This window comes from Streptomyces sp. SID1328, assembly GCF_009865595.1.
GTDB classification, from domain to species: domain Bacteria; phylum Actinomycetota; class Actinomycetes; order Streptomycetales; family Streptomycetaceae; genus Streptomyces; species Streptomyces griseoluteus.
This window is the reverse complement of sequence record NZ_WWKH01000738.1, coordinates 1-3,899: the sequence shown is the minus strand read 5'-3', so window position 1 is coordinate 3,899 and position 3,899 is coordinate 1. Positions and strand designations below refer to the sequence as shown.

Annotated in this window: 4 protein-coding genes; 3 read left to right on the top strand and 1 reads right to left on the bottom strand. The window is 75.2% G+C overall.

Annotated elements, in window-relative coordinates; genetic code table 11:
- Window positions 1-1,108, top strand: a 1,108-nt coding sequence (locus tag GT030_RS23780) for a hypothetical protein (RefSeq protein WP_237522769.1), incomplete at its 5' end; no start/stop codon positions are given.
- 31 nt (window positions 1,109-1,139) lie between these two features.
- Here GT030_RS23780 and GT030_RS23775 read toward each other — a convergent pair.
- Entirely contained in the window at window positions 1,140-1,736 is a 597-nt protein-coding gene (locus GT030_RS23775) for a histidine phosphatase family protein (RefSeq protein WP_161202841.1), read from the bottom strand.
- 215 nt (window positions 1,737-1,951) lie between these two features.
- Between GT030_RS23775 and GT030_RS23770 the strand changes: the two genes are divergently transcribed.
- Both GT030_RS23770 and GT030_RS23765 read left to right on the top strand, forming a co-directional pair.
- Complete coding sequence (locus GT030_RS23770; protein WP_161202840.1) at window positions 1,952-2,905, top strand: phosphatase PAP2 family protein; 954 nt, start codon at window positions 1,952-1,954, stop codon at window positions 2,903-2,905.
- Window positions 2,886-3,899, top strand: a 1,014-nt coding sequence (locus tag GT030_RS23765) for a hypothetical protein (RefSeq protein WP_161202842.1), incomplete at its 3' end; no start/stop codon positions are given. The genes GT030_RS23770 and GT030_RS23765, both read left to right, overlap by 20 nt.

Below are 3,899 nucleotides of genomic sequence, written 5' to 3'. Positions count from 1 at the left end.
GGGGCGCGGCGCGCGCCCGGCCGCGCCACCGGGCGCCGTCCCGGTCGCCGCGTACGAGCATCCTTACGACCCCCTGAACCACGAGGAGAGCGACGTGCTGCGTCGCGCATTCATGACCGGTACGGGTGCCACGGTGGCGGCCGCCGCCACGCTGGGCCCGCTGGGCATCGCCACGAACGCCTCGGCCGCCACGCGGCGGCCGGGCACATCGGAGGCGGCCGCCGTCGAGGAGGCCGTCCGGCACATCCGGCTGCTGGACGACAAGCACGGCGCGGACGGCCTGTACCGGCGCGCCGCGGAGCCGCTGCGCGCCGCGTACGCCCTGCTGGACGCGGGCGCGACCCGGCAGACCACCGCCGAGCGGCTGCACTCGGGCGCCGGTGAACTCGCCATCTCGGTGGGCTGGCTGGCCCATGACTCGGGCCGCTTCGACGACGCCCGCTCGCACTACGCGGAGGCGCTGGCCACCGCCCGGATGACCGGGGACGCGGGTCTGGAGGCACACGCCTTCTGCAACACCGCCTTCCTCGCACGGGACGCCGGGCGACCCCGTGAGGCGGTCCGGGCCGCGCAGGCCGCGCAGCGGGCCGCCCGCCCGCTGGGCTCGCCCCGGCTGATGTCGCTGCTGGCGCTGCGCGAGGCGGGCGGCTGGGCGGGGCTCGCCGACCGCACCGGCTGCGAACAGGCGCTCGTGCGGGCGCAGGCGCTGTTCGGGCGCGGTACGTGCGAGGCGGACCCGGAGTGGATGAGCTTCTACGGCGAGGCCGAGCTGGCCGGTCTGGAGGCGCAGTGCTGGTCGACGCTGGGCGACTGGCGCCGGGCGACCCGGCACGCCCGCCGCGCGGCCCGCCTCCAGGACCCGCACTTCTCCCGCAACATCGCCCTGTACACCGCCGAACTCGCCGACGACCTGGCCCGCGACGGCCACCCCGACGAGGCGGCCACCGCCGGTCTGCGCGTGCTGGACCTGCTCGCCCAGGTCCAGTCCTCCCGCATCCACACCATGCTGGCGGGCACCGCGCGGGTGCTGCTGCCCCACCGTCGCGCCACCGGAGTGGCGGACTTCCTGGACCGTCACGCGTCGCTGCCGCGGCCCCGGCGGGGATAGGAAACGCGCGCCTCCCCAGGGGTGTCTCCCCCTAGCCGACGAGATGCCCCGTGTCGTTCCAGCTCTCGATCGCCGGCTCGCCGTAGGCCCAGCCGAGGGTGGAGAGGGAGGTGGGGTTGAGGCGGAGGCGGGCGGCGAAGTCGATGGGGAGGCCGAGCCAGCGGGCGCCGATGGAGCGCAGGATGTGCCCGTGGGCGAAGATCAGGACGTCGCGGTCGGCGGAGCGGGCCCACTGCACGACCTCGTCCGCGCGGGCGGTGACCTCCGCGAGGGTCTCCCCGTCGGGGACCCCGTCGCGCCAGATCAGCCAGCCGGGCCGGACGTCCTGGATCTCGGCCGGGGTCATGCCCTCGTATGCGCCGTAGTCCCACTCCATCAGCGTGTCCCACACCTCGGCGCGGTCCTCGAACCCGGCCAGCTCGCAGGTCTCGTGCGCGCGGACCAGTGGGCTGGTGCGCACCTCCACGTCCGCGAATCCGGCCGGCGGCGTGTGCCGCAGCCGCTCGCCGAGCAGCTTGGCCCCGCGCCGGCCTTCCTCCAGGAGCGGCACGTCGGTCCTGCCCGTGTGCTTGCCGGACAGCGACCAGGCCGTCTGTCCGTGCCGGGCCAGCAGGATGCGCGGTGCCATGGGGAACCTTTCCGGAAGAGGGACGCCGAGTGGACGCCGGGGAAACCCGTTCGCGGGTCCTTCCATGATGGCGCACCGCGCGCGCGGGCAACCCGGGGGGCGATACGGGCGTCTTCGAGAGCCGGAACGCCCGCGCGGACGGGCGGACCGACACCGTAAAGTGTCACGGCGCCCGCGGGGGGTGCCAGGCCAGCGCGAAGGGGGAGGGCGATCGGATGCCGCAGACCGAGGCAGCAAACACCGGGGCGGTGCCGGCCACCCGGCCGCGCTGGTGGACCGAGCTGCCGCTGATCCTGCTGGTCTACGGCTGCTACACCGCCGGACGGCTCCTCGCGCGCGGGGACGTCTCCTCGGCCGTGGACCACGGTCTGGCCATCCTCGGTATCGAGAAGGCGCTGTACCTGAACGCCGAGCACCCGCTGAACCGTCTCTTCACGGCGGAGCCCTGGCTCGGGATACCGGCCGACTTCTGGTACGCCTCCCTGCACTACGTCGTCACGCCCGCCGTGCTGGTCTGGCTGTTCCATGCCCGTGCCGAGCACTACCGGGCGGCCCGCACCTGGCTGATGACGTCCACGTTCATAGGACTCATCGGCTTCACCCTGCTGCCCACCTGCCCGCCCCGGCTGCTCTCCCCCGGCCACGGTTTCGTGGACACGATGGCGCACTACAGCTCGTACGGCTGGTGGGGCGGCGAGGCCAGTGCCCCGCGCGGCATGGGCGGGATGACCAACCAGTACGCGGCGATGCCGAGCCTGCACGTCGGCTGGGCGCTGTTCTGCGGAGTGGTGCTGTGGAAGTACGGGCGCTCCCGCTGGACCAGGGTCGCCGCCGTCGGCTATCCGCTGCTGACCGCGATCGTGGTCATGGGCACCGCCAACCACTACTTCCTGGACGCGGTCGCGGGCGCGGTCGTGATGGGCGCGGGCCTGCTCCTGGCCCCGTACGTGACGCTGGCCGCGACGACCGCGCGGCTGCGGCTGACCGCCTGGGCGGCCCCGCTTACGGCGGCCGGAAACACCGGTCCCGCTCCGATTGTCAGTGACGGATGCCAGACTTCCGCGGGTGAGCGAATTCCACGGCAGCGCGAGTCGCGGCTCGACCCCGCGGCCGGAACCGACGCCTCCCCCAGCGACGCGGGGGACGGCGCTGCGGCACCGGCTCGCTGAGCTGCGCGGTCCCGACGTACCGGCCAAGGCGCTGGACGCGCGCGCCCTCGCGGCGCTCGCGGCCAACCCCGGCTGCCGCAGACGCGCGATCCTGGACGGCGCCGGGGTGGACAAGGCCGCGCTCGCGGGCGCGCTGGGCGCCCCCTCGGACTACGGGCAGTCCCAGTTCGCGCTGATCCGGGGCAACACCTTCGAGGCCCGCGTGAAGGCGGACGGCGGCGCCGAGCTGCTGCGGCTCACCCACACCCTGCTGGACCCGGCCGCCGAACCGCCCGCCGGGGCGGCGGTGCCGGACCTGAGCGCGCCGGGACCCGAGGGCCGCACCGCGCGTACGGCGCTGGCGCTCCGCGCGGCGGTCACTGCGGGCGGCTGGACGCTGCTGGACCACCCGATGCTGGCCCTGGACGTGGCGGGTTCGCCCGCCTTCCTGGAGCCGGACGCGGTGGTGGTGCACCCCAACGGCGGCTGGACGGTCGTGGAGATCAAGTCGTTCCCGATGCTGGACGGCTCGGCCGACCCGGCGAAGGTGGGCGCGGCCGCCCGGCAGGCGGCGGTGTACGTGCTGGCGCTGGAGGCGGTCGCGGCCCGGCTGACCCCGCCGCCCGCCGTACGGCACGAGGTGCTGCTGGTGTGCCCGAAGGACTTCTCCAACCTGGCCACCGCCCGCGCGGTGGACGTGCGCGCCCAGCGGGCGGTCACCGCGCGGCAGCTCGCCCGGCTGACCCGCGTGGAGACCATCGCCGAGGAGCTGCCCGAGGGCACCTGCTTCGACCCGGAGCGCCCGGCCGGTGAGCTGACGGCCGCCGTCGACGCCGTCCCGGCGACCTACGCGCCCGAGTGCCTGTCCTCCTGCGAGCTGGCCTTCCACTGCCGGGAGCGGTCCCGCGCGGCGGACGCGGTGACCCGGCTGGGCCGTCCGCTCCGCGCGGAGCTGGGCTCTCTGGGCACGGTCCAGGAGGTGCTGTCGGCGGCACGCGGCGAGAGCGGCGACCCC